The following is a 26,488-nucleotide window of genomic DNA, read 5'->3' as shown; positions in this document are numbered from 1 at the left end:
GCGCGTTCCTGCGTGGACACCGATCCGGAGGTCGATCCCGGTGAAGAAGGCGATGACCCCTGGTGGCGCTTGATCGAACTGGTCGCCGACGACTCCCACAGGGCGCTCAATGTCGCCTTGGCCGTCTCTGAACTGACCGACGACGTCAACGTGCTCGCCGTCTTGGGTGCGGGAGCGGTTGAGGAGCTCCTCACCAAGGCGACCGACGAAAATCTTGAACGAATTTTGTTGGAGGCTCGCCGGCGGCCGAGCTTTCGCATGGCTTTCCGCTGCGTCTGGACAAGCAGCATGCCGCCGGCGGTGAAAGCCCGGGTGGACGAGGCTCTGGCCGCCTATGGCGGAAACCTCTAGCGAAGCGCCCGAACCCTGACCGCCTTGCCGCGTTCGCGCGACGGGGGCACTCTCCCCGGCGTGTAGCGCGTGAGGGAGCGAAGATGGTCGCCGTCCGGGTCTATTTCGCCACCAACAGGAACCAGCAGCCCGAGAACAAGAAGCTGGTCTTCGGCCCGCGCTTCAATCCCGACGGCGTGGCGGCCTTGAGGTTCGGCCACGTGGATTTTCCCGACGGGGCCGAGAGCCTGCAATCGGGGTCGGTGTTCGTCTATCCCGACATCAAGGGCGAGCCCGACATCACCAAGACCGGCGGCGGCGCCTTTCTCGAAGACCTGCGCAAGACGATGATCGACGGGGGCTGCGACACCCTGGTGTTCATTCACGGCTTCAATGTCAGCTTCAACGGCGCCCTGGAGGCCGGGGCTAGGCTGGCGCGCGACGTGCGGGTCCGGGCCGCGGCGACCGACGCCGGCCGGCCGGTGAACGTGGTGGTGTTCAGCTGGCCCTCGGACGGCGAGGCGGTGCCGCTGATGTCGTACTACAGCGATCGCGAGGACGCCCGGGCCTCGGGACCCGCCCTGGCGCGGACCTTCCTCAAGCTGCGTGAGTTCCTGTTCAGCATGTCGGTCGAGGATCGCTGCCAGCGCAGCGTCCACCTGCTGGCCCACAGCATGGGCGCCTATGTGCTGCGCCAGGGCCTGCAGGCGACGATCGCCAAGCAGCCCGACAGCCTGACGCGGGCCTTCGACCAGATCCTGCTGGCCGCGCCCGACGAGGACGACGACACCTTCGAGCGCGACGACAAGCTCAAGCTGCTGCCGCGCCTGGCGCGACAGGTGACCGTCTATTTCAACCCGGCCGACCGCGCGCTGACGATCTCCGACAAGACCAAGGCCAACCCCGACCGGCTGGGCTCGGACGGACCGCGCATGGTCGACCTGTTGCCCAAGAAGGTGGTGCTGGTCGATTGCCGCAACGTGGCCCGCCACGCCGACCCCACGGTCCAGCACGGCTATTTCGCGCGCAGTCGCGCCATGGCGTTCGACATCGGGGCGGTGTTGGCGGGGCTCGACGCCGAGGCGATCGGCAACCGCGACTATATCCTGCCGCTGCGGGCCTGGCGGCTGGCCAAGGAGCTTTAAAGAGCGGCCACGGCGTCCTGGGTCGCCCGGGTCAGCGGCGAGGGCAGGGCGTCCAGCGCGAACCATCCCCAGTCGGCCAGGGCCTGCGGCTCTTGGACCGCCGGCTGGCCCTCGAACCGCTCGGCGCGATAGGTCACCGCCACCCAGTGGTGGTCGGGCGCGATCATGTCGGTGACGGCCAGCACGGCCCCGGCGACGACGGTGATCCCCAGTTCCTCGGCGATCTCGCGTTCGGCGCAGGTCCGGGCGCTTTCGCCCCAGTCCAGCTTGCCGCCCGGCACGCCCCAGTGGTCGGCTTCGGGGGCGCGGCGGCGCTGGACCAGCAGCAGGCGGCCCTGGGCGTCGAGGACGGCGGCGCCGCAGCCTATGCGAGGACGGGGCGGGGGAAGCGATTCATCCGACATGGTCCTTTCCTACACCGGCCAGGGCGTCGTGATAGTCCATCGTCTCGGAGATCTTGGCGACGGCGGCGGCCACGCGGTTCGCATTGGCCACGCGGCGGTAGATGCTGGCATGTCCGGGACTGTTGGCCTTCAGGGCGAGCAGGTCGAGCTCGTCGGCCTTCAGGTACAGGCTGGCCGAGGTCGCGACGGTGTCGTGGGCCATGGAGCCACCTTTGGGTTGCTCGTCATGTCCGCGGTCGCGGACCGGCTGGGCGTCGGGAGTTTTCGCGCACGCGCCTTTCGCCGGCGGTGGCCGTCGCGCCTCACGGGGTTGTCCGGGGCGACTCGTGTCCGCCTCACTCACGCGGGGACCAGACCATAGCGGTTGGGTTTGGCTTTTGTTCCCCTGATCGGCGAGTTGGCGGCCCTCACGCCACGTCGCGATTTGTAGACTCGCGCGGGTTCGCTATATCCACGTCTCATGACCAACGACGACGTCCTCGACGAATTCCGCGCCGCCGGCGCCTTGCGCGAAGGCCACTTCGTGCTGTCCTCCGGCCTGCATAGCCCCGTCTTCCTGCAGAAGAACCTGGTGTTCATGCGGCCCGAGCGCTGCGAGCGCCTCTGCAAGGCGCTGGCCGAAAAGATCATCGCCACGGTGGGCCAGCCCGACGTGGCCGTGTCGCCGGCCGTCGGCGGGATCATCCCCGGCTACGAGACCGCCCGCCACCTGAACGTCGCCTCGATCTATGTCGAGCGCGAGGGCGGGGCCTTCAAGTTCCGCCGCGGCTTCCACCTGGAGCCCGGCCAGAAGGTGGTGATGGTCGAGGACATCGTCACCACCGGCCTGTCGTCGCGCGAGTGCATCGCCGCGATCCAGGAGGCCGGCGGCGACGTCATCGCGGCGGCCTGCATCGTCGACCGTTCGGGCGGCAAGGTCGATGTCGGCGTGCCGCTGGTCTCGCTGTGCAGCCTCGAGGTCCCGGCCTATCCGGCCGACGCCCTGCCGCCGGAACTGGCGGCCGTGCCGATCGAGGATCCGGGCAGCCGGCGGCTGAGGGGCTGACGACCATGCTGCGGCTCGGCGTCAACATCGACCACGTGGCCACGATCCGCAACGCGCGCGGGTCCAGCTATCCGGAACCGGTGCGGGCCGCCGAGCTGGCCCTGGCGGCGGGGGCCGACGGCATCACCGCCCACCTGCGCGAGGACCGTCGCCACATCAGCGACGCTGACATCGCCCTGCTCAACGCCCTGTGCCTCAAGCGCGGCAAGCCGCTGAACTTCGAGATGGCGGTCACCGACGAGATGGTCGGCATCGCCCTGGCCGCCCGGCCGCACGCCGCCTGCCTGGTGCCCGAGCGGCGCGAGGAGGTGACCACCGAGGGCGGCCTCGACGTGGTCCGCGGCGCCAATCGCATCGCCGACGCCACCAGCCGCCTGCGCGGCGCCGGGGCCCGGGTTTCGCTGTTCATCGAGGCCGACCCGGCCCAGATCCAGGCCTCGGCCGACGTCGGAGCCCAGGTCGTGGAACTGCACACCGGCGCCTATTGCGACGCCGCCCGCGACGGCCACGCCGACCGCGCCGCCGCCATCCTGGAACGCCTGAAGGCCGGCGCGGTCCTGGCCGCCGGCCTCGGCCTGGAAGTCCATGCTGGCCACGGCATCGACTACGCCACGGTCAAGCCCATCGCCGCCATCCCGCAGATCGCCGAACTCAACATCGGCCACTTTCTCATTGGCGAGGCGATTTTCGTCGGCCTGCCCCAGGCCATCCTGCGGATGCGGACCCTGATGGACGCGGCGCGCATGGAGGCGTTGGCATGATCATCGGGATCGGTTCGGACCTGTGCGACATCCGCCGGATCGAGAAATCCCTCGAACGGTTCGGCGACCGCTTCACCAACAAGGTGTTCACCGAGACCGAGCGCAAGCGGTCCGAGCGCAAGCCCGACCGCGCCAGTAGCTACGCCAAGCGCTTCGCCGCCAAGGAGGCCTGCTCCAAGGCCCTGGGCACGGGGTTGAAGCGCGGCGTGCACCTGGCCGGCATGGGCGTGGTCAACCTGCCGTCGGGCAAGCCGACCATGGCCTTGACCGGCGGCGCGGCCGAGCGGCTGGCGCAACTGACCCCGCCGGGCATGACCGCCGTGGTCCACCTGTCGCTGACCGACGACCATCCCTACGCCCAGGCCTTCGTGATCATCGAGGCGGTGGCGGCCGGAACCTAAGTCCTCCCCCCGTGGGGGAGGTGTCGGCGAAGCCGACGGAGGGGGGCGTTCGCGCCGCCCGCCGTCAAGGGGGTGAAGATCCCATAAGTCCCCCCACCGGTCGCTGCGCGACCGCCTCCCCCACGGGGGGAGGACCTTCTTCCGGCCTCCGCCTTGCAATCCATCCCCCGAGACGCCGCCAACGGCGCCGTTGTGGGACGGGGCGATGACTTTGTGGGTCGATACCGAATCGAGGACGTGTCGGACGGCGAAGGCGCGCGCTCGTCGCGCCCTGATGCCCTGGCAGGAACGGCCGTTCGCCTGGCTGCTGGCCGGCTGGGGATTCGTCGCCCTGACGTTGCTGGCCGCCTTCGCCACAATTTAGGCCCCGGTCTCACGGTCAAGCTGAACGCGGAGCCGGTTCGCCCCGAACACGCCATGAAGGCGAGTTAACGGGCGCCAAGCTTGCTCCCGTCGTAAAGCCCGTCTAGCTAGGCTCGTCGGGTCCGTCCCGAAGCCCATTCCGTCGAGAGCTCCCGCGCGCATGACCGACACCGCCGACATCGAGACCGCCGAAGACAAGAACGGGGCGGTCAAGGAGTTCATCGAGATCGTCAAGACGGTCGCCTACGCCCTGGGCATCGCCCTGGTGCTGCGGATCCTGCTGTTCCAGCCCTTCACCATCCCGTCGGCGTCGATGGAGCCCAACCTCTACCAGGGCGACTACATCATCGTTTCGAAGTTCAGCTACGGCTATTCGAAGCACTCGATCCCGTTCAGCCCGCCGCTGTTCGACGGCCGCATCCTGGGCAAGGCCCCGACCCGCGGCGACATCGTGGTCTTCAAGCTGCCGCGCGACCCCAATGTCGACTACATCAAGCGCCTGATCGGCATGCCCGGCGACAAGGTGCAGGTGCGCGGCGGCGTGGTCTACATCAACGGCCAGGCGCTGAAACGCGCCGAAATGCCCTCGGTGCTGGCCGACACGGGCTACGGCACGCGCAGCATCCAGCGCTTCGAGGAAACCAATCCCGAGGGCCGCAAGTACGCCACCCAGGACTATGGTCCCGACGGCGACGCCGACAACACCGGCGTCTATACCGTGCCGGAGAACTGCTACTTCTTCATGGGCGACAACCGCGACAACTCGCTGGACAGCCGCTTCGACCCGCAGGTCTCGCCGTTCAAGACCGGCTCGGGCGTTTGCGCCTGGGACCCGGGCAACGACCAGTACATCGGCATGCAGGAAGGCGTCGGCTTCGTGCCGGCCGAAAACCTGGTGGGCCGCGCCCAGCTGATCCTGCTGTCGTGGAACGCCGACGCCCACCTGTTCAAGCCCTGGACCTGGTTCATGGACGCCCGTCCGAGCCGCTTCTTCCGCGTTCTAAAGTAGTGGACAGGCGCGCAGTCGCCGTCGGCGACCTCGAGCGCCGGATCGGTCACACCTTCGGCGATCGCAAGCTGCTGGAGCAGGCGCTGACTCACGCCAGCGTCGGCGACGGAGCCAAGAAGACGGCCGACAACGAGGTGCTGGAGTTCATCGGCGACCGCGTGCTGGGCCTGCTGGCCGCCGAGGCCCTGGCCGAGCGCTTTCCCAAGGCCAAGGAGGGCGAGCTGGCCCCGCGCCTCAACGCCCTGGTCAGCCGCGAGACCTGCGCCCGGGTCGCCCGCGCGGCCGAGATGGGCCCGGCGCTGCGGCTGTCGGCCTCGTCCAGCAAGATCGGCGGCCGCGAGACCGACTCGATCCTGGCCGGCGCCGCCGAGGCGCTGATGGCGGCGCTTTATCGCGATGGGGGGCTGGAAACGGCCCGCCGGGTGTTCCTCGACCTGTGGTCCGGCGAGTTCGACAAGGCCGGCGAGGGCAAGCCGCGCGATCCCAAGACCGCCCTGCAGGAATGGGCCCAGGCCCAGGGCAAGCCCCTGCCGACCTATGCCGTCAAGGACCGCAAGGGCCCCGACCACGCGCCGGTGTTCACCGTGCAGGTGACCGTGGTCGGCGTCGACCCGGTCCATGCCGAGGGGCGCTCGCGCCAGGAGGCCGAGAAGGCGGCGGCCAAGGCGCTGCTGGAGCGGGAAGGGGCGGGGGTTTGATAGGTCCTCCCCCTTTGGGGGGGGCGGCCGAAGGCCGGTGGGGGGAGTTTTAGGGCGTCCAACCTTGCCGTTGGCCGTCCGCCGAACACTCCCCCCACCGTCGGCTTCGCCGACACCTCCCCCACGGGGGGAGGCTTTTGGTCCCCCCACCGATCACTTCGTGATCGCCTCCCCCACAGGGGGAGGAGTGTGCTACACGCACCCGCAATGACTGAAACCACCCCCCAAAGCACCCGCGCCGGGTTCGCCGCCATCATCGGCGCCCCGAACGCCGGCAAGTCCACCCTGGTCAACCGCATGGTCGGCGCCAAGGTCTCGATCGTCACCCAGAAGGTCCAGACGACGCGCTTCCCCGTGCGCGGCGTGGCCATGACCGGCCAGACCCAGATCATCCTGGTCGACACCCCCGGCATCTTCACCCCGCGTCGGCGGCTGGACCGGGCCATGGTCCGCTCGGCCTGGAGCGGCGCCGAGGACAGCGAAGTCGTCGTCCACCTGGTCGACGTCCAGGCCGAACTGGCCGCTCGCGAGCGCCGCGCCTCGGCCGGCGAGCACCGCTCGGTGCAGGACGTCCAGACCATCATCGAGGGCCTGAAGGCCGCCAACCGCCAGGTGATCCTGGCGCTCAACAAGATCGACGGCGTCAAGCGCGACACCCTGCTGGCCGTCACCCAGGACCTGTTCGAGACCGGCGTCTATTCCGAGGTCTTCATGATCAGCGCCAGCACCGGCGCGGGCGTCGACGACCTGATGGCCAAGCTGGCCTCGCTGATGCCGGAGGGGCCCTGGCTCTATCCGGAAGACCAGACCGCCGACCTGCCGGCCCGCCTGCTGGCCGCTGAGATCACCCGCGAGAAGATCTATCTGCGCGTCCACGAGGAACTGCCCTACGCGGCGTCCGTCGAGACGACCGCCTTCGAGGAACGTCCGGACGGCAGCGCCCGCATCGAGCAGACCATCTATGTCGAGCGCGACGGCCAGCGGGCCATCGTGCTGGGCAAGGGCGGCGAGGTGATCAAGTGGATCGGCAAGACCTCGCGCGAGGAGCTGGAGCAGATCCTCGACCGCAAGATCCACCTGTTCCTGCACGTCAAGGTCAAGGAGAACTGGGCCGAGGAACGCGGACTGTTCAACGACATGGGGTTGGACTTCGACGTTTAGGCCCAACCACAATCCGCTCATCCCGGCGAACGCCGGGACCCAGATCCCATAGCGGTGTGGATGATTGGAAGAGCGCGGCGCTCGTGGCGTCCACCTTCGAGCCATCCCATCTGGGTCCCGGCATTCGCCGGGATGAGCGGTGTGGGGGAGGCTTGACTTCACCGCCGACACCCTGTCCTTGGACCGTGAACAGACAGGGAATATCGCGCCCGTGAGCAAGCTCGACATCGCGCCCGCCGAAGCGGCTTCTCCCTCGGTCGATCTCGACGCCTATTTCGCTCGCATCGGCTATGACGGCCCGCGCGAGCCGACGCTCGCGGTGCTGCGCGCCATCCACCAGAAGCACCCCGACGCCATCCCGTTCGAGAACCTCGACGTGCTGCTAGGCCGGCCGATCGACCTGGACCCCGCCGCCATTGACGCCAAGCTGATCGGGGCCGGGCGCGGCGGCTACTGCTACGAGCAGAACGGCCTGCTGAAGCGGGTGCTGACGGCGCTCGGGTTCGACGTGCGGGGCCTGATGGCCCGGGTCTGGTGGATGAAGCCCGCCGACGCGCCCACGCGCGCCCGCTCGCACATGGTGCTGAGCGTGAAGATCCCGGGCGAGAGCGAAACCTGGTTGGCGGACGTCGGATTCGGCGGCTGTGTGCTGACCGCGCCGCTGCGGTTGTTCTCCGACGAGGTGCAGGAAACCCCCAACGGCGCGTTCCGCCTGGAGACGGTCGCGCCGGACATGGGTGGCGAGCGGCTGGTCCTGGCCGACCTCTCGGGGCATTGGGCGCCGACCTATCAGGTGGCGCTCGGGCCCCTGGCCGACGTCGATTACGAGCACGCCAACTACTACACCTACGCCCATCCCGACTCGCACTTCACCTGGAGCCTGACGGCGGGCCGCACCACGCCCACCGCGCGCTACGCGATGAAGAACAACCGCCTGACCCATCGCGACGTCACCGGCGCGCTGGTCGAGCAGCGCGACCTGTCGGTCGACGAGCTGGAGGCGACCCTGCGCGACGTCATCGGCCTGCCGGTTGAGCCCTCGTGGCGGCCCGTGCTGGAGACAGTCGTGGCCTGGGGGACGTCAGGCTGATGGAATGGGAGGACGAGGCCTTCGTGCTGTCGGCGCGCGCCCACGGCGAGACCGGGGCGATCGTCGAACTGCTGACCCAGGACCGCGGCAAGTTCGCCGCCCACGTCTCGGGCGCGGCCTCGCGGCGGATGAAGCCGTTCCTGCAGGCCGGGGCGCGGGTCATCGCCCGCTATCGCGCCCGGATGGACGGCCAACTGGGCGGGGCGACCCTGGAGCCGATGGGCGAGGGGCCCTCGTCGCTGTTCGACGAGCCGCTGGCCTTGTCCGGCCTCTCGGCCGCCGCCGCCGTCGCCGCCGGGGCCTTGCCGGAGCGGGAACCGCACCCCGGCGCCTTTCATGCGCTGGAGGCGATGATCGCCGCCCTGGCCATTCCCGAGATCTGGCCGGCGGTCTATGTGCGGTTCGAGGCCGGCCTGCTGCAGGACCTGGGTTTCGGCCTGGACCTCTCGCGGTGCGCCGCCACCGGCTCGCTGGACGACCTGGTCTATGTCAGTCCGCGCACCGGCCGGGCGGTTAGCCGGGCGGCGGGCGCGCCCTATCACGACAAGCTGCTGCCGCTGCCGCCGTTCATGCTGTCGGCCCAGGGCGGGCTGGCCCCGGGCGACGTCAAGGCGGGGCTCGACATCACCGGCCATTTCCTCGAGCAGTTCGTGTTCCACCCGCTGAACAAGCCGCTGCCGCCGGCCCGGGTGTGGCTGCTGGACCGGTTGGCCGAGGCGGGGCGGCTTTAGCTATTTCTTGGCGACGGCGGATTCGATGTCCTTTTCCGTCGCGGTCTGGATGGCAGAGAGGCCGGATATGACGTTGCAACGACCATGGTAACGCATGACGTCAGCAAGGGCGACTTCTAAGGGCCAATCAGGATAGGGTTGTTTCTTCATGCTATCAATGAGCTGGAGTCGGTAAGGCTCACGCGCCGCGCGAATACCGGTCAGGATGACTTCGGCTCCGCGGCCGGCCAGGATGTTTTCGTCCATCTTCCCCGATGCACCGCCTGCCGCTCCGGAAAGCGCGGACAGGGTGCGGGCGCTATCCGCGTCGGTGACAATGGATCCCGCTGCGCCAAGTACAACGGTAGAGAGGCTGAATGTGGTTCGCCAAGTTGCCTGGTTCCCTCTCAGATTTTCGACGTAGATGTCGCAATTCCTTTCGGACGCCGCGAGCAAAGCCCCGACGACGGCGTTTCGTTTTGGCTGCGTTGGGTCGGTGTTGAACTTGGCTAACGCGGTTTCCAGGGAGTCGGCACTACTGCCCCCCAGCAGAATTGGCAGGCTTAGCTGCATCGGGAGGTAGGGCTTGTTTTTATTCGCGGAGAGCATGGGCGACGCCGCAAATGTCCACGGCCCTCGATCAGCGCAACCGACTAGGCTGAGCACTAGCGGGATCAGGGTGAAGTATCGAATGCGCATCAAGCCCCCCAAGGACAAGAATGAAACTCAACTATAAGGAACGTAATTAATAATTAATCAACCAAAAGCGCGGGCGGCGTTTTGACTTTTGAGATCGAACCGTCACAAAGCGCGGCTATCGGGCAGGACCCCCTCCGGAGTCCCGTCCCATGTCCGTCCTGCTCGACCGCTACGCCTTCAACCGCCGCCGCCTGCTGAAGACCTTCGGCGCCGCCGCCGTCACGGCGATGTCGATCCCGCTGGCCGGCAACCAGGCCTTCGCCCAGGCGGTGTTCGTCCAGTATCCTTTCCAGCTGGGCGTCGCCTCGGGGGACCCGTGGCCGGACGGGTTCGTGATCTGGACCCGCCTGGCCCCGGAGCCGTTCGAGATCGGCTACGGCATGCCGACGGCGCCGGTCGAGGTGAGCTGGGAAGTCGCCGCCGACCGCGGGTTCAAGACCGTCGTCGCCAAGGGAACGGCCGTGGCCATGCCCGAGCTGGGCCACGCCGTTCACGTCGAGGTGGCGGGTCTCGAGCCCGGGCGCGACCATTGGTACCGCTTCACGGCCGGCAAGGAGCGCAGCCTGGTCGGTCGGGCCCGCACGGCCCCTGCCGCCGGCGCCGCCGTCGACCGCGTGCGCTTCGCCGTCGCCGGCTGCCAGCACTATGAGGCGGGTTACTACACCGCCTATCGCAAGCTGGCCCAGGACAACCCCGACTTCGTGTTCTGCTATGGCGACTACATCTATGAGGGCCGCGGCGCCCGGGTCTCGAACAGCGCCGAGGGCCCGCGCGAAAACGTCCGCCAGCATTTCGGCGGCGAGATCTACAGCCTCGACGACTACCGCCGCCGCTACGCCCAGTACAAGATGGACGCCGATCTGCAGGCCGCACACGCCGCCGCCCCGTGGTTCGTGGTCTGGGACGACCACGAGACCGACAACAACTGGGTCTCCGACCTCGACCAGGACGGCACGGACCCCAAGGTCTTCAACCTGCGCCGCCAGGCCGCCGCCCAGGCCTATTACGAGCACATGCCGCTGCGGATGAGCGCCTTCCCGGTCGGGACCTCCATCCAGATCTACCGCCGCGCCGCCTATGGCCGGCTGCTGGAGCTGAACCTGCTCGACACCCGCCAGTTCCGCACCGACCAGCCGTGCGGCGACAGGTTCGCGGCCTGCAACGAGCTGGACCGGGCCGACGCCGAGATGATGGGCCTGCGCCAGGAGAAGTGGCTGACCGAGGGGCTGACCGCGTCCAAGGCTACCTGGAACGTCCTGGCCCAGCAGGTGATGATGATGGACCTCGACCGCGATCCGGGTCCGGGCGTGCTGGCCAATCCCGATAGCTGGGCCGGCTACCGCACGCCGCGCGAGCGGCTGCTCAAGACGCTTCGCGACCGCAAGATCGCCAATCCCGTGGTGCTGACCGGCGACGAGCACCAGAACTTCGCCGGCGAACTGCAGCTGGACGGCGCCCATCCGGCCGCCCGGCCGATCGCCACCGAGTTCGTGGTCACCTCGATCTCGTCGGGCGGCGACGGCGTCGACCAGACCGCCGAGTTCGTGAAGATCCAGGCCAGCAACCCGCAGCTGAAGTTCAACAACAGCCAGCGCGGCTACGCGATCTGCGACGTCACGCCCGAGCGCTGGGTCACCGAGTTCAAGGTGCTGGACGCCATCACTCGCCGCGACGGCGCCCTGACCACGCGCAAGACACTGGCGATCGAAGCGGGGGACCCGCGTCTGGTCGAAGCTTGAGAACAAAAGGCGTTCAAGGGGAGGATTTGCCGCGCGGGATTGGCTAGGGTGCCTTCCACGCGTAACGAATCTCCCCAATGAACAAACCAGTCCTCCCCCCTGGCGGCCCCGGCGACGGCGACCGCATTCTCGACGAACCGCTGAGCGAGGCGCTGTCCAAGCGCTACCTGGCCTATGCGCTGTCGACGATCGGCTCGCGAGCCCTGCCCGACGTGCGCGACGGCCTCAAGCCGGTGCATCGTCGCGTGCTGCACGCCATGAACAACATGCGCCTCAACCCCGAAGGCGCCGCGCGCAAGTGCGCCAAGGTGGTCGGCGAGGTGATGGGTAACTTCCACCCGCACGGCGACCAGTCGATCTACGACGCCCTGGTCCGCCTGGCCCAGGACTTCGCTCAGCGCGTGCCGCTGGTCGACGGCCAGGGCAATTTCGGCAACATCGACGGCGATAACCCCGCCGCCATGCGCTACACCGAGTGCAAGATGACGGCGGCGGCCATGCTGCTGCTGGACGGCATCGATGAGGACGCGGTCGACTTCAAGCCGTCCTATGACGGCCAGGACGAGGAGCCGGTGGTCCTGCCGTCGGGCTTTCCCAACCTGCTGGCCAACGGCTCGTCGGGTATCGCCGTCGGCATGGCCACCTCGATCCCGCCGCACAACCCGGCCGAGCTGATCGACGCCTGCCTGCTGCTGCTGTCGCGCCCCGAGGCGACCACCGCCGATATCCTCGAACGCGTGCCGGGCCCGGACTTCCCGACCGGCGGCGTGATCGTCGAGTCGCGCGAGAGCCTGCTGGAAACCTACGAGACCGGCCGCGGCGGCGTGCGCACCCGCGCTAAGTGGGAGAAGGAAGACACCGGTCGCGGCACGTACCAGATCGTCGTCACCGAAATCCCGTACCAGGTGAAGAAGTCCGACCTGGTCGAGCAACTGGCCGACCTGATCGACTCCAAGAAAGCGGCCTTGCTGGGCGACGTCCGCGACGAAAGCGCCGAGGACATCCGGCTGGTGCTGGAGCCCAAGACCCGCAACGTCGAGCCCGAAGTGCTGATGGAGAGCCTGTTCAAGCTCTCGGCGCTGGAAAGCCGCTTCCCGGTCAACATCAACGTGCTGGACGCGCGCGGCACCCCCGGTGTCATGGGCATCAAGCAGGCGCTGGTCGCCTTCCTGGCCCACCGCCGCGACGTGCTGACCCGCCGGGCGCGCAACCGGCTGAGCAAGATCGAAGCCCGCCTGCACATCCTGGACGGCCTGCTGATCGCCTACCTCAATCTCGACGAGGTGATCCGCATTGTCCGCTACGAGGACGAGCCCAAGAAGAAGCTGATGGAGGCCTTCTCCCTCAGCGAACTTCAGGCCGACGCCATCCTCAACACCCGCCTGCGCCAACTGGCCAAGCTGGAAGAGATGGAGATTCGCCGCGAGCACGCCGAGCTGGTGGAAGAGCGCGACGGCATCATGGCCATGCTGGCCAGCGACAAGCTGCAGTGGGACCTGGTCGGCACGGGCCTGCGCCAGGTGCGCGCCGTGCTGCTGAAGATCAAGCACCCGCTGGACAAGCCGCGCCCCACGGGAACGTTGGGCCGCTCGGTGTTCGAGGACGCCCCGGTGGTCGACGCCGAGGCCGCCCTGGAGGCGATGATCGTGCGCGAGCCGATCACCATCATCCTGTCGGATCGCGGCTGGATCCGCGCCGCCAAGGGCAAGGTCGAGGACCCTTCGGAGCTGAAGTTCAAGGAAGGCGACAAGCTGGGCTTCCTGGTCCCGGCCGAGACCACCGACAAGCTGCTGCTGTTCACCAGCGACGGCCGGTTCTTCACGCTGCCCTGTTCCAACCTGCCGTCGGCCCGCGGCCATGGCGAGCCGGTGCGGATGATGATCGAGCTGGACGACAAGGTGAAGATCATCGACGTCTTCCCGTTCAAGGCCGGGCGCAAGCGCTTCCTGGCCTCCAAGCAGGGCTACGGCTTCCTGCTGCCGGAAGAAGAGGCCCTGGCCAACCGCAAGGCCGGCAAGCAGGTGCTGACGGTCGATGCGGCCGGCGCGGCCTTCTGCCTGGAAGCGGTCGGCGACCAGCTGGCGGTGATCGGCGACAACGGCAAGATCCTGATCTTTCCGCTGGAGGAACTGCCGGAAATGCCGCGCGGCAAGGGCGTCAAGCTGCAGGCCTACCGCGAGGGCGGCCTGCGCGACGCCATCTCGTTCAACACCGACGTCGGCGCGTTCTGGATCGACACCGCCGGCCGTCGTCGCGACTGGGTCGAGTGGCGCGAGTGGATCGGTCGTCGGGCCGGGGCCGGCAAGCTGTCGCCCAAGGGCTTCCCGACCTCCAAGCGCTTCCGGCCGAAGTGATGGGCGGGGCGGTCGAGCGCTTCTCCCTCCCCCTGGAGGGGGGAGGGGCAGGAGTGGGGGTGGCGCCGCCGGCGGAAGCCGCTGCGTTGGCGTTCTATCCTGAAGCTCTTCCACCCCCATCCCCGACCCTTCCCCCCTCCAGGGGGAAGGGAGCATGAGCTTCATCCGCAAGACCGCCGGCGCCTTGGCCGCGCTGCTCGGACTGAGCGCCGCCGGAGCGGTCTCGGCCGCGCCCCTGCCGCGCGCCAAGCCCGAGGCGATGGGCTTCTCGGCGGTCAAGCTCAGGAAGCTGGACGAGACGATGCAGACCCTGGTCGACCAGGGCCAGATCGCCGGCGGGGTGACCCTGCTGGGCCGCCACGGCCGCGTCGTGTCGCTGAAGACCTTCGGCAAGCGCAGCCTGGAAACCGGCGAGGCCATGCCCGTCGACGCCATCTTCCGCATCCGCTCGGAGACCAAGCCCGTCACCGGCGTGGCCATGCTGATCCTCTACCAGGAGGGCAAGTGGAAGCTGGACGACCCGGTCACCAAGTACGTGCCCGAGTTCGCCAACCTGCGCATCGCCTCCGGCGTCGACGCCGAGGGCCGTCCGATCCTGACCCCCGTCAGCCGCTCGCCGACCATGCGCGAGCTGATGACCCACACGGCCGGCTTCGCCTATGGCCTGGCCGACGACCCCGGCAGCATGGCCGACCAGGCCTATTACCGGGCCGGGGTGCTGCAGTCGGAGTCGCTGGAGCAACTGATCCAGAAGGTGTCCACCCTGCCGATGTACGCCCAGCCGGGCACGCTGTGGCGCTACAGCGTCGCCGCCGACATCCAGGGCTACATCGTCGAGAAGCTGTCGGGCCAGTCGTTGCCGGTGTTCATGGAGCAGCGGATCTTCGTGCCCCTGGGCATGAAGGACACCGCCTTCTGGGCGCCGCCCGAGAAGCTCTCCCGAGTCGCCGCCGTCTATGACGCCGATCCGGCCACCGGCAAGCTGATTCCGGCCGGCGAGGGCCCGTGGCGCGACATCACCCAGCCGCCGCCCGCCCCGTCGGGCGGCGGGGGGCTGCTGTCCACCGCCGGCGACTTCGCCCGCTTCGCCCAGATGATCCTCAACGGCGGCCAGCTGGACGGCGTGCGGGTGCTCGAGCCCGAGAGCGTGGCCCTGATGCGGCTGAACCACCTGCCGGCCAGCTTCCAGATCACCACCAACGGCACGGCCAACGTGCTGCGGCCGGACAAGAAGCCGTTCCCGTTCGGGGCCGGCATGGGCTATGGCCTCGACATCGCGGTGGCGGTCGATCCGCGCGCCTCGGGCGCGCCGGTGGGGGCGGGCACCATCAGCTGGGGCGGCAGCGCCGGCACCTGGTTCTGGGTCGACCCGACCAACGACCTGTTCTTCATCGGCATGATCCAGCGCCTGGGCGGGGTCGGCTCGGGCCTCGACGCCACGACGCGCACGGTGGTCTACCAAGCTTTGGAAAGGCCGCCGGTCAAGGAAGCGCGCCTGAACTCTTCAACACAGTAGAACATTACAATCCGTTCATTTGTGAATTAGGCGTCATGAAGCAGACGTAACGGGCGTTCCTCAAGTCTTGCCGGCATAGATTTCCCAACAACGACGCGGACGGCGTCGGGATTACAGGGAATGTCGCCATGGGAACGTTCATCGCCAAGGTCTCCACCGCCGCGATCCTGGCCCTGGCGGCGCTTCCCGCGCTCGGCCTGGCCCAGGCGGCCCACGCCGCGCCGACCGCGCCGGTGGTGCGTATCCCGATCGGCGACCTCGACCTGAGCCGGGCTGACGACGCCCGCATCTTCAAGGCCCGTATCGACGCCGCCGGCGAGGCGATGTGCGAGACCCGCACGCGCCAGGAAAAGCTGGGCGCCTGGTCGGCCCATGCCTGCCGCCTGGATTTCCAGGACGATCTTCGCGCGCTGCTGACGCGTCCGCAGATGCGGGCTCTGCGGTCGGTCGGGGGCTAGGGCATTTTCGAGCGAAGTGGACACCGGTTCGCGTGAAGAAAATGCGCAAAAACAAAAACCTAGAGCGCCCGGCCTGATGCAATCAGGTCGGGAAACGCTCTAGGGCGAAATCCTCCCCCCGGGGAGGGGCGTGGAGCGCCGCAAGGCCGGTTCCCCTCATCGCCCGCGAGACCTGCCCCGGTCCTCGCGGGGCTCCCGCCGATAACATCCCCGAACTTCCTGAACCCTCTCCCCTCCGGGAGAGGGCGCAAGAAGGGGCCAACTTCGCGTGCTGTTTGCGCCTAACCGGCTGAATTCCCTCAACCCGCACCCCGCCTGTCCTCCCCCTCAAAACCCGCCGTATGCTCATCTCACCTCGTCGCGGGGAAAGGGCGCATGGCCAGCGACCGATGCGGCGGCGGGGGGCGATCGAGCGGGAAGCTCTGTCGGCGGTCCTTCGGGACCAACCTTGCGTCTCTGGTGCTGGTCGAGCGTGGAACACAGATACGACGTGATGCGAGGGTCGGCGGAACAACAGGCGGGCGTTTAGCGCTCGCGGTCCGGGACCGGGNACCTTGCGTCTCTGGTGCTGGTCGAGCGTGGAACACAGATACGACGTGATGCGAGGGTCGGCGGAACAACAGGCGGGCGTTTAGCGCTCGCGGTCCGGGACCGGGGGCGTTGCCCTGGCCCGCCCGTCGGAGGCTTCAAGGCGGCGAGGCCCTAACAAAGGCTCAGCGCCGCAGGCTTCCGGAAAACGATGGCGCGGAGCGACTGGGCTTCGTCGAAACGGTATTGTTTTTCAAACTCCGGACGGTGTCCGGCGCTCCGCGACCCTTTCCGATAGCTCAGCGGGTTTCCGCGTGAGGTCGCGAGGCCGTGCCTTCCAGGTCCTCCCCCCGTGGGGGAGGCGATCGCGCAGCGATCGGAGGGGGGAGGGATCGGCCAATGGCCACGACCCGGATCAAAGACCCCAAACCTCCCCCCACCGGCCTTCGGCCGCCTCCCCCACAGGGGGAGGGCCTTGGTTCTGGAGGCGGCTAGGGCAGGGCGCTTTCGTTTCCGCGCCCCAGCTTCTATATCCAACCGCTCCCCGCGACTCCCGAAAGACCGACCGCCCCATGGCCCGCATCCTGATCACCTCCGCCCTGCCGTACATCAACGGCATCAAGCACCTGGGCAATCTGGCGGGTTCGATGCTGCCGGCCGACGTCTATGCGCGGTTCCAGCGGGCGCGGGGCAACGACACTCTCTATATCTGCGCCACCGACGAGCACGGCACTCCGGCCGAACTGGCCGCCGCCGCCGCCGGCCAGGACGTGGCCACCTACTGCGCCGAGCAGCATGTCCTGCAGCACGACGTCGGCCGGGCGTTCGGCCTGTCGTGGGACCATTTCGGCCGCTCGTCCTCGCCGCAGAACCACCGCCTGACCCAGCATTTCTGCGAGGTGCTGGAAGCGCGGGGCCTGATCGAGGAGCGCGTCGACCAGATGGTCTATTCCATCGACGACGCCCGCTTCCTGCCCGACCGCTACATCGAAGGCACCTGTCCGCACTGCGGCTTCGAGAAGGCGCGCGGCGACCAGTGCGACAACTGTGGCAACCTGCTGGACCCCACCGACCTGAAGGACGCCTATTCGGTGATTTCCGGGTCGCGGAACCTGGAGGTGCGCGACACCCGCCACCTCTATCTCCTTCAGACCAGGATGGCCGACCGCATCCGGGCCTGGGTCGACGGCCACGCCGACTGGCCGCTGCTGGCCAAGTCGATCGCCTACAAGCACCTGGACGAGGGCCTGATCGATCGCGGCATCACCCGCGACCTGGCTTGGGGCATCCCGGTGACCAAGGGCGAATTTCCGCGTCCGGGCTTCGAGGACAAGGTGTTCTACGTCTGGTTCGACGCGCCGATCGAATATATCGCCGCCACCCAGGAGTGGGCCGAGGCCGGTCCGGGCCGCGACTGGAAGTCGTGGTGGCGCACCGATGAGGGCGCCGATAACGTCCGCTACGTGCAGTTCATGGGCAAGGACAACGTCGCCTTCCACACCGTCAGCTTCCCGGCCACGACCCTCGGCTCGGAAGAGCCGTGGAAGAGCGTCGACATGCTCAAGGCCTTCAACTGGCTCAACTGGTACGGCGGCAAGTTCTCGACCAGCAACAGGCGCGGCGTGTTCATGGACGCGGCGCTGGAGATCCTGCCGCCCGACTTCTGGCGCTGGTACCTGACCTCCAACGCGCCCGAGAGCAGCGATACGGCCTTCACCTGGGAGCAGTTCGCCAGCGCCATCAACCGCGACCTGGCCGACGTGCTGGGCAATTTCGTCAACCGCATCCTGAAGTTCACGGAAGGCAAGTTCGACGGCGTGATCCCCGACGGCGGCGCGCCCGGCCCGCTGGAGGAGAAGCTCTACGCCGACGTCGCCGCGCGCCTGGCCGACCTGACCGAGCAGATGGATGGCATCGAGGTGCGCAAGAGCGCCCAGGCCCTGCGGGCGCTGTGGGTGGTCGGCAACGAGTACCTGCAGGAAGCCGCCCCGTGGACGGCGATCAAGACCGACCGCGACCGCGCCGCCGTGATCGTCCGTACCGCTCTGAACCTCGCGGCGCTGTACGCCCGCATCTCGGCGCCGTTCATCCCGTTCGCGGCCGAGAAGATCGCCGAGGCGTTCGCGCTGTCGTGGCCGCCCGAGTGGCCGACGACCGACGCGGCGGCCGAACTGTCGATCCTGCCCGTTGGCCTGCCGGTGCGGGCGCCGGAGGTGCTGTTCAGGAAGATCGAGGACGACCAGATCGCCGAATGGACGGCCCAGTTCGGCGGGGCGGAGTAGGGGTGAGGGCCGGGCGCCGCCCCCTGAACCCTCTCCCTCTGGGAGAAGGTGTTTGAAGGCGTCCTCCGCTTCCCGCCTCGGCTTGTTCTACGTCGTCTCCTACCTCGGCACCGGCGTCAGCCTGCCGTTCATCGCCACCTATTTCCACGCCCGCGGCCTGACCGGCGCGCAGATCGGCCTGATCCTGGCCCTGCCGATGCTGATCCGGCCGTTCACCGGACCGGCCCTGGCGGTCTGGGCCGACGGCTTCACCCTGCGGCGCACGCCGATGGCCTGGCTCGCCCTGGGGGCGGGGGCTGGCTACATCGCCATGCTGGCCGCGCCGGGCTTTCCGACCCTGCTGCTGTGCTGGCTGGTCGGCATGACCTGCCTGACCACCCTGACGCCGCTGGTCGACGTGATCGCCCTGCGGCGCTCGCGGATCGAGGGCTTCAACTACGGCCTGCCGCGCGGGGCCGGCTCGGCGGCCTTCATCGTCGGCAACCTGGCCATGGGGGCGATCCTGACGGTCGCCGCGCCCAGCATCATCCCGATCTGGATCACCGTGGCCGTCCTCGGCTGCGCCCTGCTCGCCGCCACCGTCGTGCCGCCGGACCGGGTCCACGAGGCCGAGGTCGCGCCCGACAAGGCCACGCGCTGGAAGGGGCTGGGCGTGCTGCTGCGCGACAGGACCTTCCTGTTGGCCGTGATCACCGTCGGCCTGATCCAGGGGACCCACGCCTTCTACTACGGCTTCTCGACCCTGCTCTGGCGGCGTGAGGGGATTTCCGAGCCGATGATCGGCGTACTGTGGGGCGTCGGCGTCGCCGTCGAGGTCGGCTTCATGTGGTTCGCCGAGCCGTGGCGGCGCAAGGTCGGGCCTGAGCGCCTGCTGGTGCTGGGCGGGGCGGCGGCGGCGATCCGCTGGACGGCCCTGGCCTTCGCCCCGCCGCTGTGGCTGCTGTTCCCGCTGCAGGCCCTGCACGCCCTGACCTTCGCGGCCAGCTTCATGGCCTCGCTGCGGCTGATCGAGCGCCTGGCCCCGCCGCAAAGCGCTTCGGCCGCCCAGGCCATCAACTCGGCCCTATCGGCCGGTTTCATGCTGGGCGTCGCCACCCTGGCCTCGGGCCCGCTGTTCGACGCGTTCGGCGTGAAGGGCTACCTGGTGATGGCCGTCATGGGCGGTCTGGGGTTGATCGGGGCCTTGAGGCTGACGCGGCTCGCGCCGCCCCGGATGGGGGCGTGACCCAGCCGTGAACCTCTACCCCACCCGTCGCCCCGGCGAAGGCCGGGGCCCAGGTGAAACCCACGAGAGGCTCCGGCTGAATCTGGGTCTCGACCTTCGTCGGGAAAACGGAAGAAGAAGGGAGCGGCTAGATCTCGTAATCCAGCTCGCCTTCCAGCCAGGCGACGATCCGCTCGGCGGCTTCGACCGGGCCGATGGTGGTCGTGTCGATCCGCAGCTCCGGATGCTCGGGCGCCTCGTAGGGGCTGTCGATGCCGGTGAAGTTCTTCAGGTCGCCGGCCCGCGCCTTCTTGTAGAGGCCCTTGACGTCGCGTTGCTCGGCCACGGCCAGCGGCGTGTCGACGAACACCTCGACGAACTCGCCGTCCTTGAGGATCTCCCGCGCCAGCCGGCGTTCGGCCCGGAACGGCGAGATGAAGGCGGTCAGCACGATCAGCCCGGCGTCGACCATCAGCTTGGACACCTCGGCGACCCGGCGGATGTTCTCGACCCGGTCCTCCTCGGTGAAGCCGAGGTTCTTGTTGAGGCCGTGGCGAACATTGTCGCCGTCCAGCAGATAGGTGTGGCGGCCCAGGGCGTGCAGGCGCTTTTCGACCAGGTTGGCGATCGTCGACTTGCCGGCGCCCGACAGGCCGGTCAGCCAGACCACCCGGCCGCGCTGACCCTTGAGGGCGGCGCGCGAGGCCTTGCTGACGTCGGTATGCTGCCAGTGGATGTTATCGGCCCGGCGCAGGGCGAAGTTCAGCAGGCCGGCCCCAACGGTGCGGTTGCTGATCCGGTCGATCAGGATGAAGCCGCCCAGGTCGCGGTTGACCGTATAGGGCTCGAAGGGGATAGCCTGGTCGAGCGACAGGTTGACCTCGCCGATCTCGTTGAGCTCCAGCCGCTTGGCGGCCAGGTGCTCGAGCGTGTTGACGTTCACCCGGTGCTTGATCTCGGTGACGCTGGCCCCGACCGTCCGTGTGCCGATCTTCAACAGGTAGGAGCGGCCCGGGGGCAGGGGCTCGTCGTCCATCCAGACCACGGTGGCTTCGAACTGACCGGCGACGGCGACGGGGTTGTCGGCCGCGACCAGGATGTCGCCGCGGCTGACATCGATCTCGTCGGCCAGGGTGATCGTCACCGACTGGCCGGCGAAGGCCTCGGGCAGGTCGTCGGGCAGGGTGACGATGCGGGCCACGGTGCTTTCGCGGCCCGAAGGCAGCGACTTGACCTTGTCGCCCGGCTTGACCGTGCCGGCGGCGATCTGGCCGGAGAAGCCGCGGAAGTCGAGGTTGGGCCGGTTGACCCACTGCACGGGCATGCGGAATGGCTGGCTCCGCAGGTCGTCCTCGACTTCGACGCCCTCCAGCCAGTCCATCAGGATCGGACCGTCGAACCAGGGCGAGTCCTCGCCGCGGCTGGCCATGTTGGCCCCGGTCAGGCCCGAGATCGGGATCGGGGTGAAGACCTCCAGCCCGATCTGGTCGGCGAAGGCGCGATAGTCGGCGACGATCTCGTCGAACACCGCCCGGTCCCAGCCGACCAGGTCCATCTTGTTGACCGCCAGCACCACGTGGCGGATGCCCAGCAGCTTGACGAGATACGAGTGGCGGCGGGTCTGGGTCAGCACGCCCTTGCGGGCGTCGATCAGGATCACGGCGGCGTCGGCGGTCGAGGCGCCGGTGACCATGTTGCGGGTGTACTGCTCGTGGCCGGGGGTGTCGGCGACGATGAACTTGCGCTTGTCGGTCGCGAAGAACCGGTAGGCGACGTCGATGGTGATGCCCTGCTCACGCTCGGCGGCCAGGCCGTCGACCAGCAGGGCGAAGTCGATCGCCCCGCCTTGCGTGCCGATCCGTTTGGAGTCCGCTTCGAGAGATGCAAGCTGGTCCTCGAAGATCATCTTGCTGTCGTAGAGCAGCCGGCCGATCAGGGTCGACTTGCCGTCATCCACCGAGCCGCAGGTGATGAAGCGCAGCAGCGACTTGTGCTGGTGGGCCAGCAGATAGGCGTCGATGTCGTCGGCGATCAGATCGGAGGGCTTGTAGATCGCATTCAAAGTGGGGGGAGGCATCAGAAATAGCCCTCCTGCTTCTTCTTCTCCATCGAGGCGGACTGGTCATGGTCGATGACCCGGCCCTGGCGCTCGCTGGTGGTGGTCAGCAGCATCTCCTGGATCACCTCGGGCAAGGTCGAGGCCGTGCTCTCGACCGCGCCGGTCAGCGGATAGCAGCCCAGGGTGCGGAACCGCACGCTCTTCATCTGCGGGACCTCGCCGGGCCGCAGGCGGAAACGGTCGTCGTCGACCATGATCAGCGCGCCGTCGCGCTCGACCACCGGCCGCTCGGCCGCGAAGTACAGCGGCACGATCGGGATGTTCTCCAGGTGGATGTATTGCCAGACGTCCAGCTCGGTCCAGTTGGAGATCGGGAACACCCGCAGGCTTTCGCCGGGGTGCTTGCGGGTGTTGTAGAGCTTCCACAGCTCGGGTCGCTGGTCCTTGGGGTCCCACCGCTGCTCGGACGAGCGGAAGCTGAACACCCGCTCCTTGGCGCGGCTCTTCTCCTCGTCGCGGCGGGCGCCGCCGAAGGCCGCGTCGAAACCGTACTTGGCCAGGGCCTGCTTGAGGCCCTCGGTCTTCCACAGGTCGGTGTGCAGGGCGCTGCCGTGGTCGAACGGGTTGATGCCGCGCGCCTCGGCTTCGGGATTCTTGTGGACCAGCAGGTCGAAGCCCAGCCGCTCGGCGATGGTGTCGCGCAACTCGTACATGGCCCGGAACTTCCAGGTCGTGTCGACGTGCAGCAGCGGGAAGGGCGGCTTCGAAGGATAGAACGCCTTGGCGGCCAGGTGCAGCATCACCGCGCTGTCCTTGCCGATCGAATACAGCATGACCGGCCGCTCGCACTCGGCGGCGACCTCCCGCAGGATGTGGATGCTCTCGGCTTCCAGCCGCTGCAGGTGCGTCAGCCTCGCCGGGGTCAAGAGGGCCGGAGTCGGCGCGGTCATCGACTGATCCGTGAAGGCGTCGTGCGACAGAGAAGCGACTTGGGTAGGGGGCAAAACGCGCATCCGCAAATGGAAAGCTCCGCCCCCGCGCATAAACGCGAGGCCGATCGATGATCCTGTGGCCTGGACCTAGGTCTCGGGGACGGGACGAGCAAGGCGGTGAAAACTGCAGGCGCTGTGAGCTTCGATGGCAGACAGGCCGGCGCGCGTCGTTTTTCATGACCAAAAGTTCATTCGGGCCTGGCCGCGAACTATCGCATAACGTCGCTATCGGAATATGGGTCCGCCGATGTCCGCCTTGGCTGAATTCTTCGCCGCGATCATGCTCTGGCTTTCGGCCATGGCGCTGTGCCAGTTCGGCGTGGTGGTGGACCGGCAGGTCAAGGCTCCCCCGAAAGCCGAGCGAACCATCGCGCGCACGCCCCGCCAGCAGGCCATCGAAAGCTCGACGGCCTGTCCCCATCGGCAGACCGCGGCCGTCAGCGCCTGAACCCCTTGCGGGGCAACCTTCGCCCGTGACGGGAAAACCGCCGGAACCCGCTATGCGCGCGGGCTTTTCGTCGCTAGGTTTATTCGTTGCGCGAGGGTGGGGCGTCCGCGCGGCGGAAGTTCATCCGGCCCCATGCCGTTCGCCCTGGGACTATGGCTGCGTATGAAGCCTAAGAAGCGCCAACCGCTTGATTTCTCCGGCATTCCTCTGGAACCGCCGGTCGAGGATTTCGGCCGCCAGGCCGAGCCCGAGGCGGATGCGCCGGTCAGCGAACCCGACCTGGATCTCGACATCGCGGCCGTGCCGGAAGCTCCGACCCCGCCGAATCTCGATCGCGGCCCGCTGGGTCTCGATCCCGAACCCGCGCCGATCCCGACGCCGGAGACGCCCCGCGCCAGCGCCCGGCGCGGCTTCTTCTCGTCCACGCCCAAGCCGCAGCCCAAGCCGCCGGAACCCGCGCCCGAGCCCGAGCCCGAGGCTGTCGCCGCCCCGGAACCTGAAGCTCTGGAGCCCGAAGACAGGACGCCGGAGTTTCAGCCCCCGGAATTCAAGGCCCCGGAACCTCAGCCCGAACCCGCGCCGTTCACGCCGTACGCTTCGCGCGTCAAGCGCAACGCCCGGGTCGAACCCGAGCCGCATGCGCCGCTACCATCCTTTCTGACGGCGTCGGTCGCGCAGCCGCCCGCCCCGGTGGCCGAGCCCGAACCGCCAACCCTGTCGCGGCGTTCGGAAGCGGCGGTCTCCCCGCCGCGCGAAACGCCGCCGGCCTCCCAGGTCGCTCCGCAGCCCACGCCCTTGTCGACCTATGGGGACAAGAAGCCGATGCCGGCCCCGCTGTTCTGGAGCCTGGCCGTCGCGGCCGCCGCGCTCTGGACCCTGGCGCCGCTGGCCTTCGCCCTCGGCTACGGGGCCGGTGTGCCGGCCCTGAAGGTCGACCAGTTCGCCCTGTTGGTGTTCGCGGCCCTGGCGATCGGGCCGGCCATCTTCACCCTGCTGGGCGCCTACATGCTGCGTCAGGCCATGGGCGTCTCGGCCGAACTGAAGCGCAACCGCGTCATGACCGACCGGCTGCTGACCCCCGCCGCTCTGGCCGCGGTCGGCGTCACCAACGCGGTCGAAGGCATCCGCGCCGAGATCGACGCTGCCACGGCCGCCGCCGATGAGGCGCGGGTCCGCGTCCAGGCGCTGCGCGAAGCCCTGGCCGAAGAGACCCTGGCCCTCACCCAGGCGACCGGCGAGTCGGCCCGCATGGCCAAGCAACTGGCCGAGGGCCTGGGCCACGAGCGTCAGGCGATGCATGCCCTGTCGACGTCGCTGGACGCCCAGTCCACCGCCGTGGTCGACGCCATCGGCAGCCAGGCCCGCATGGTCGCCGAGGCGTCCGACCTGGCCGAGACCCAGCTGCGCGAGGCCGAGGCCGCCCTGGCCGCCCGCGCCGCCGACCTGGCCGCCGCCGCCGGCGAGGCGTCCGACGCCGCGCGGGTCGGGGCCGAGGACCTGTCGCGCCAGATCGCCCGCCTGGAAACCGCCGGCCAGGGGGTCGGCGACCAGATGTCCGCCGTCGAACGCAACCTGGCCCAGCAGCGCGCCGCCCTGGTGGCCGCCAGCCAGTCGCTGCGCACCGACCAGGAGGACTTCGCCTCGGAGGCCGAGACCCGCACCGCCCAACTCACCGAGTTCATCGGCCACACCCGGGCCGGCGCCACCGAGATGGGCGACATGGCGGCCATGGGCGCCGAGGTCCTGCGCGGCCTGATCGGCGCGGCGGCCGAACAACTGCGCGAAGTCGCCGAGACCGCCCGCGCCGAGCGCGAGGCCCTGGCGGCGGAAACCTCCAGCGCCATCGCCGCCCTGGCCAGCGCGGCCGGCGGTCAACGCGGCGATCTGGAGAGCGCGCTCAACCAGGCGCTCGACGCCATGGCCGCGGCCGCCCGCAAGGCCAGCGAAGGGGTCGAGCAACGGGTCGAAACGGCGCGTGGCCGGGTCGACCAGCTCAACGAGATCGCCTTCGCCGCCGGCCAGAAGGCCGACACGGTGTTCGAGTCCCGCATGGACGAGGCCCGCGACCTGATCGAGCAGTCGGCTCAGGTGGTCGAGCAGGCCGGAGCCCGCACGGCCCTGAAGCTTGCCGAAAGCGTCGAGACCGCGCGCACCACCATCGCCGAGATGGAGTCGATGCTGGCTGATGTCGGCCGTCGCACCGCCGACCTGCCGGCCGAGGCCCTGGCGCGGGCCAACGAGGTTCGGGCCCAGATCGACCACGGCATCGAGTCCCTGCGGCTGGCCGCGCGTCAGACGGCCGAGGAGACCGCGGCGATCGACCAGGCCTTCCAGGAACGCGTGCGGCGCAACTACGACATGCTCAGCGAGGCGGTCAGCCGGATGGGCGCGGCCGCCCCCACGCCCCAAGCGCCGGCGCGAGCTCCGCCGCCGCTCCGCCAGGCGCAGGCCGCTCCACCGCCGTCCGTCCCGCCACCCGTGGCTCCGCCGCCCGTCGCGCCGCCGGCTAACGAGCCCGGCGCCGAGGACATCGGCCTGCGTCCGCGCCTGCGCCTGACGCCCACCGCCACCGACGACGAGTTCCGCTCGGTGTTCGACGCCGCCGGTGGCCGCAACGCCGCCCCGCAAGCGCCGGCTCCGTCGAGCGAACGGGCCGAGCCGCCCGGTGGCTGGTCATGGCGCAACCTGCTGTCGGGGCTGGAAAGCGCCGCGCCGGGCGACGCCGCCCTGGGCGAGAAGATGGCCGCCGAGATCCTGGCCATGGGCATCGACCCGGCGGCCCTGCTGCCGCGCGGCCGCATCGACGAGATCGCCGCCACCATCCAGACCCATGACGGGGCCGGGGCGCGCGAAGTGGTCAAGAAGCTGGCGCCGGCCGCCATCCGCCGGCTGGTCCGCCGTCTGTTCTCCGACGCGCCGTTGCGGGCCGACGCCGAGCGCTTCCTGCGCCGCTATGCGGGCATGATGGACGAGGCCTCGGAGCAGGATCGCGAAGGCTTCCTGGTGGCGGCCCTGCTGTCGTCGGACGCCGGCCGCGCCTATCTGCTGCTGGACGCCGCGTTCGGCGACCTGGCCTAGGGACGTGGGCCTGA

General features: G+C 68.9%; 23 protein-coding genes. 18 read left to right on the top strand and 5 right to left on the bottom strand.

The features are described from left to right. Positions 1-12 precede the first annotated feature (12 nt). Together ASD79_RS18660 and ASD79_RS18655 are read left to right on the top strand one after the other, a co-directional pair. On the top strand, positions 13-351 hold the full coding sequence (locus tag ASD79_RS18660) for a DUF6869 domain-containing protein (RefSeq protein WP_156400581.1): 339 nt from the start codon (positions 13-15) through the stop codon (positions 349-351). An 83-nt stretch (positions 352-434) separates the two neighbouring features. Further along, entirely contained in the window at positions 435-1,475 is a 1,041-nt protein-coding gene (locus tag ASD79_RS18655) for an alpha/beta hydrolase (protein WP_056724415.1), read from the top strand. Here ASD79_RS18655 and ASD79_RS18650 read toward each other — a convergent pair. Beyond that, positions 1,472-1,879: an NUDIX domain-containing protein gene (locus ASD79_RS18650; RefSeq protein ID WP_056724413.1), complete on the bottom strand. Its 408-nt coding sequence runs from the start codon at positions 1,877-1,879 to the stop codon at positions 1,472-1,474. The genes ASD79_RS18655 and ASD79_RS18650 overlap by 4 nt on opposite strands. After that, a complete protein-coding gene (locus ASD79_RS18645; RefSeq protein ID WP_056724411.1) occupies positions 1,869-2,081 on the bottom strand; it encodes a hypothetical protein in 213 nt (70 codons plus the stop codon). Before ASD79_RS18645 ends, ASD79_RS18650 begins: the two co-directional genes overlap by 11 nt. 258 nt (positions 2,082-2,339) lie before the next feature. Here ASD79_RS18645 and pyrE point away from each other — a divergent pair, with 258 nt between their 5' ends. The 8 genes from pyrE (at position 2,340) to recO (ending at position 9,138) form a co-directional block, all read left to right on the top strand. After that, positions 2,340-2,924 carry an orotate phosphoribosyltransferase gene (gene pyrE / locus ASD79_RS18640; protein WP_056724409.1) on the top strand — a complete coding sequence of 195 codons (585 nt, stop codon included), beginning with the start codon at positions 2,340-2,342 and terminating at the stop codon, positions 2,922-2,924. Positions 2,925-2,929: 5 nt separating this feature from the next. Beyond that, positions 2,930-3,685, top strand: a complete 756-nt coding sequence (locus ASD79_RS18635; protein WP_056724407.1) for a pyridoxine 5'-phosphate synthase — start codon at positions 2,930-2,932, stop codon at positions 3,683-3,685. Next, positions 3,682-4,086: a holo-ACP synthase gene (gene acpS, locus ASD79_RS18630; protein WP_056724405.1), complete on the top strand. Its 405-nt coding sequence runs from the start codon at positions 3,682-3,684 to the stop codon at positions 4,084-4,086. Before ASD79_RS18635 ends, acpS begins: the two co-directional genes overlap by 4 nt. A gap of 523 nt (positions 4,087-4,609) precedes the next feature. After that, complete coding sequence (lepB, locus tag ASD79_RS18625; protein WP_056724402.1) at positions 4,610-5,458, top strand: signal peptidase I; 849 nt, start codon at positions 4,610-4,612, stop codon at positions 5,456-5,458. Next, positions 5,458-6,156: a ribonuclease III gene (gene rnc / locus ASD79_RS18620; RefSeq protein WP_056724400.1), complete on the top strand. Its 699-nt coding sequence runs from the start codon at positions 5,458-5,460 to the stop codon at positions 6,154-6,156. The genes lepB and rnc overlap by 1 nt, the downstream gene beginning before the upstream one ends. Before the next feature lie 207 nt (positions 6,157-6,363). Then, on the top strand, positions 6,364-7,317 hold the full coding sequence (era, locus tag ASD79_RS18615; RefSeq protein ID WP_056724398.1) for a GTPase Era: 954 nt from the start codon (positions 6,364-6,366) through the stop codon (positions 7,315-7,317). 226 nt (positions 7,318-7,543) lie between these two features. Then, positions 7,544-8,407, top strand: a complete 864-nt coding sequence (locus ASD79_RS18610; protein ID WP_156400589.1) for an arylamine N-acetyltransferase — start codon at positions 7,544-7,546, stop codon at positions 8,405-8,407. Beyond that, the gene (recO, locus tag ASD79_RS18605) at positions 8,407-9,138 is read left to right on the top strand and encodes a DNA repair protein RecO (protein WP_056724394.1); all 732 of its coding nucleotides are present in this window, start codon (positions 8,407-8,409) and stop codon (positions 9,136-9,138) included. The genes ASD79_RS18610 and recO overlap by 1 nt, the downstream gene beginning before the upstream one ends. On the opposite strand, the gene ASD79_RS18600 is transcribed toward recO, so the two are convergent. Continuing rightward, entirely contained in the window at positions 9,139-9,726 is a 588-nt protein-coding gene (locus ASD79_RS18600; protein ID WP_056724391.1) for a hypothetical protein, read from the bottom strand. A 239-nt stretch (positions 9,727-9,965) separates the two neighbouring features. Here ASD79_RS18600 and ASD79_RS18595 point away from each other — a divergent pair, with 239 nt between their 5' ends. The 6 genes from ASD79_RS18595 to ASD79_RS18570 all read left to right on the top strand — a co-directional run bounded on the left by ASD79_RS18595 (position 9,966) and on the right by ASD79_RS18570 (position 19,918). Continuing rightward, positions 9,966-11,555, top strand: a complete 1,590-nt coding sequence (locus ASD79_RS18595) for an alkaline phosphatase (RefSeq protein WP_056724389.1) — start codon at positions 9,966-9,968, stop codon at positions 11,553-11,555. Between the two features lie 77 nt (positions 11,556-11,632). After that, entirely contained in the window at positions 11,633-13,909 is a 2,277-nt protein-coding gene (gene parC, locus ASD79_RS18590; RefSeq protein WP_056724387.1) for a DNA topoisomerase IV subunit A, read from the top strand. Positions 13,910-14,063: 154 nt separating this feature from the next. Next, positions 14,064-15,425: a serine hydrolase gene (locus tag ASD79_RS18585; RefSeq protein WP_056724385.1), complete on the top strand. Its 1,362-nt coding sequence runs from the start codon at positions 14,064-14,066 to the stop codon at positions 15,423-15,425. Positions 15,426-15,553: 128 nt separating this feature from the next. Then, on the top strand, positions 15,554-15,883 hold the full coding sequence (locus tag ASD79_RS18580; RefSeq protein ID WP_056724383.1) for a UrcA family protein: 330 nt from the start codon (positions 15,554-15,556) through the stop codon (positions 15,881-15,883). 1,100 nt (positions 15,884-16,983) lie between these two features. Further along, on the top strand, positions 16,984-18,693 hold the full coding sequence (metG, locus tag ASD79_RS18575; protein WP_056724381.1) for a methionine--tRNA ligase: 1,710 nt from the start codon (positions 16,984-16,986) through the stop codon (positions 18,691-18,693). Between the two features lie 52 nt (positions 18,694-18,745). Further along, positions 18,746-19,918: an MFS transporter gene (locus tag ASD79_RS18570; RefSeq protein WP_056724380.1), complete on the top strand. Its 1,173-nt coding sequence runs from the start codon at positions 18,746-18,748 to the stop codon at positions 19,916-19,918. A gap of 127 nt (positions 19,919-20,045) precedes the next feature. Here ASD79_RS18570 and cysN read toward each other — a convergent pair whose 3' ends face one another. Both cysN and cysD read right to left on the bottom strand, forming a co-directional pair. Then, positions 20,046-21,974 carry a sulfate adenylyltransferase subunit CysN gene (cysN, locus tag ASD79_RS18565; RefSeq protein ID WP_056724377.1) on the bottom strand — a complete coding sequence of 643 codons (1,929 nt, stop codon included), beginning with the start codon at positions 21,972-21,974 and terminating at the stop codon, positions 20,046-20,048. Beyond that, complete coding sequence (cysD, locus tag ASD79_RS18560) at positions 21,974-22,906, bottom strand: sulfate adenylyltransferase subunit CysD (protein ID WP_056724375.1); 933 nt, start codon at positions 22,904-22,906, stop codon at positions 21,974-21,976. The genes cysN and cysD overlap by 1 nt, the downstream gene beginning before the upstream one ends. Before the next feature lie 289 nt (positions 22,907-23,195). Between cysD and ASD79_RS18555 the strand changes: the two genes are divergently transcribed. Next, the gene (locus ASD79_RS18555) at positions 23,196-23,396 is read left to right on the top strand and encodes a hypothetical protein (RefSeq protein WP_156400580.1); all 201 of its coding nucleotides are present in this window, start codon (positions 23,196-23,198) and stop codon (positions 23,394-23,396) included. Between the two features lie 162 nt (positions 23,397-23,558). Further along, positions 23,559-26,474, top strand: a complete 2,916-nt coding sequence (locus ASD79_RS18550) for a polar localization protein TipN (protein ID WP_235524517.1) — start codon at positions 23,559-23,561, stop codon at positions 26,472-26,474. Positions 26,475-26,488 lie beyond the last annotated feature (14 nt).

The organism is Caulobacter sp. Root655, from assembly GCF_001427665.1.
Classification (GTDB): Bacteria; Pseudomonadota; Alphaproteobacteria; order Caulobacterales; family Caulobacteraceae; genus Caulobacter.
The sequence above is the reverse complement of the archived record's forward strand: the minus strand, read 5'-3'. Positions and strand labels throughout refer to the sequence as shown.